General features: G+C 62.9%; 1 protein-coding gene. It reads left to right on the forward strand.

From position 1 onward, the window contains the following. Positions 1-611: 611 nt before the first annotated feature. The coding region (locus JJE47_10740; protein ID MBK5267898.1) for a winged helix-turn-helix domain-containing protein at positions 612-2,584 on the forward strand (1,973 nt) is incomplete at its 3' end.

A 2,584-nucleotide genomic window follows, 5' to 3' on the forward strand; every position in this document is an offset into this window, starting at 1 on the left:
AGTTGTGCGGTTCGCTTGCTGACGCGGCATGGATCAGGTGATCCTCCGACGCAACACGGGAGTCTGCCGGTGGTTCACCCATCAAAGCTGGCAGGCACCGCTCGTGCTGGCCGCAGGTGGCCCACAAACCGGTTTTCGAATTGCTCATAGCTTCCTTTCGGCCCGGGCCCCCAGGACTTATCGGTATCGAATACGCCAAACCTTTAGGGCTGATGGCCCCTGGGCTTCCGCTGTCAGCGTGCTTGACCCTTGGACTGTTGGGGCAGGGTCGTTGTGGCTTGACCTGGGACAGGGAACACCATCACCTCCACTAAACCCAGGGAGGTGCAGTGGCGATCAGGGAGTGAATCTAAGGTTCCTATGGCCCGTCAACCAGGTGGTGCGAACACGCGGCAGCGGTAGGGCAGCGACAAGAGAAGAATGATTGCTACGGATTCGCAGCGCGGATCAGATCAGACGCTGGGACCCGGCCGCCTCGGATACCGACATGGGATGGACGTTGACCGATCCGGTGCTGACCCTCAGGTGATCCAAGCGCCCGGGCCGATGTCGCAACATCTCAAGCCCTCCCCAGGGTCGGGAAACGGGTTGAGCATTAGGGTGCAGCGGTGATGACGAATGATCTGGTGCAGTTCCGGTTGCTCGGACCGTTTGACGGATCCGTCGGGGGTCGGCTGATCCATCTCGGCGGACCCAAGCAGCGAGCGTTGCTCTGTTACCTGGTCCTGCATGCCGGTGAGCCCGTCAGCAACGCGACGTTGATCGATGCCGTGTGGGGCGACGAGGCGCCCGACGGAGCCATCCGATCGGTCAGAACCTACGTGTCCAACCTGCGCAGACTGTTCGGAGACGCGGTGGGGCTACGCGGAGAACACGGTGCCTACCGGATCGACGGTCGGTCGATAGAGACCGATGTCGACGTGTTCCGGGCGGCGGTAAAGAAAGCGGCCGAAACGGCCGACCCGGCCGAACGGAGCCGCGTGTTGGGCGAGGCGCTCGATCTGTGGCGGGGCTCGTTCCTGGTCGATGTGATGTATCCGTGGGTTCAGGAAATGGCTGTGGTACTCGAGTGGGAACGGCAGCGCGCTGTCGCCGCCTGGGCGGAGGCAACCCTTGAAACCGGCCATGCCACCGAAGTAGTCCCACTGCTCGAAGCCACGGTCGCCGACAATTCCCTCGACGAACATCTCGCTGGACTGCTCATGCGAGCGTTGTATCGAACGGGACGTCACGCCGATGCCCTGGCCGTCTACCGACGACTGCGCGATCAATTGAGCCGGGAACTCGGCGTAAAACCAGGACCCGAGGTGCAGGCGTTGGAAGACCAGATCCTCCTGCATGAGGCATCGCTCAGCGGATCGGAACCGTCGTGGTTGCCGGCCGCCATGACCCCGCTGGTCGGCCGCAGTGTCGAGGTCGAAGAGCTGGTGACTCTCCTCGGTCGGGTTCGGTTGCTGACCCTGACCGGACCCGGTGGCGTGGGTAAGACCCGACTGGCGATGGAGTTGGGCCGACTGGCGGTTGCCGGCGACGAGCAACCGGTGTTCTTCGCTGACCTGTCGACGGTGTCCGAAGGGTCGGCGGTGGACGCGGTCCTGGCGGCGAGTGCCCGGGTGCAACCGCATCCCGATTCGGGAGTTCTTGCTGGACTCATCGAATATCTGCGCCCCCGTCGGGCGCTCCTGATCGTTGATAACTGTGAGCATCTGGCCGGGACGGTGGCACGGTCCCTGGCGGCACTGGTGCGCAACTGCCCGCAGATTACCGTGGTGGCCACCAGTCGGGCTCCATTGCATATCGACGGTGAATTCGAATGGCGTACCCCATCTTTGCCACTGCCTGATCGCCCCGACGGACCGATCAGCGTTCTGCGTAAGTGGCCGGCAGTCGAACTATTGCTCGGGCGGGCCCCGAGTTCTTTTCGGATTACAGACGCCAATCGCGGTGACGTTGTGGACTTGTGCCGTCGACTCGATGGTCTCCCCCTCGCCCTGGAACTGGCCGCCTCTCGTCTGGGGTCTATGACCCCAGACGAAATTATCGGCACGCTGGGATCTCAGGTGCTGATGATGAGAGGGACAGATTTCGACGACGAGCGCCATCGGACACTCGACGCCACGGTCGGATGGTCCTACAGCCTGTTACCCGACCAGTGTCGGCGTCTGTTGGACCGGCTTGGGGTCATGTCCGGCTGGTTCCTTTTCGAGGATGTGCTCGCCGTCTGTGCCGCCCAACCCCATGATCCCGACCCGGTGCGACTGTGGCTGTCTACGTTGGTGGATCAGTCATTGGTCATGGCGGAGACCTCGGCGACCCGAACCAGGTACCGACTGCTTGAGACCATTCGACGTTATGCCCTGATGCGGCTGGGAACTTCCGAACCCGGGTTGCGGCGCACCCATGCGGGACACTTTGCGCAGGTGGCCGAAGTCGAAGCAAGCCGACTCGTGACACCGGAGGAGGGCGAAGCCGCCGTCGAGTTGTCGTTTGCGTACGACAATCTTCGGTCGGCGGTTACCTGGGCGATCGGTGAGGGTGAGATCGATCTAGCCAGTCGGATCGTGGCTGCCATCCCGGACTGGGG

This window comes from Acidimicrobiia bacterium (assembly GCA_016650365.1).
In the GTDB taxonomy this organism is placed as follows: domain Bacteria; phylum Actinomycetota; class Acidimicrobiia; order Spongiisociales; family JAENVV01; genus JAENVV01.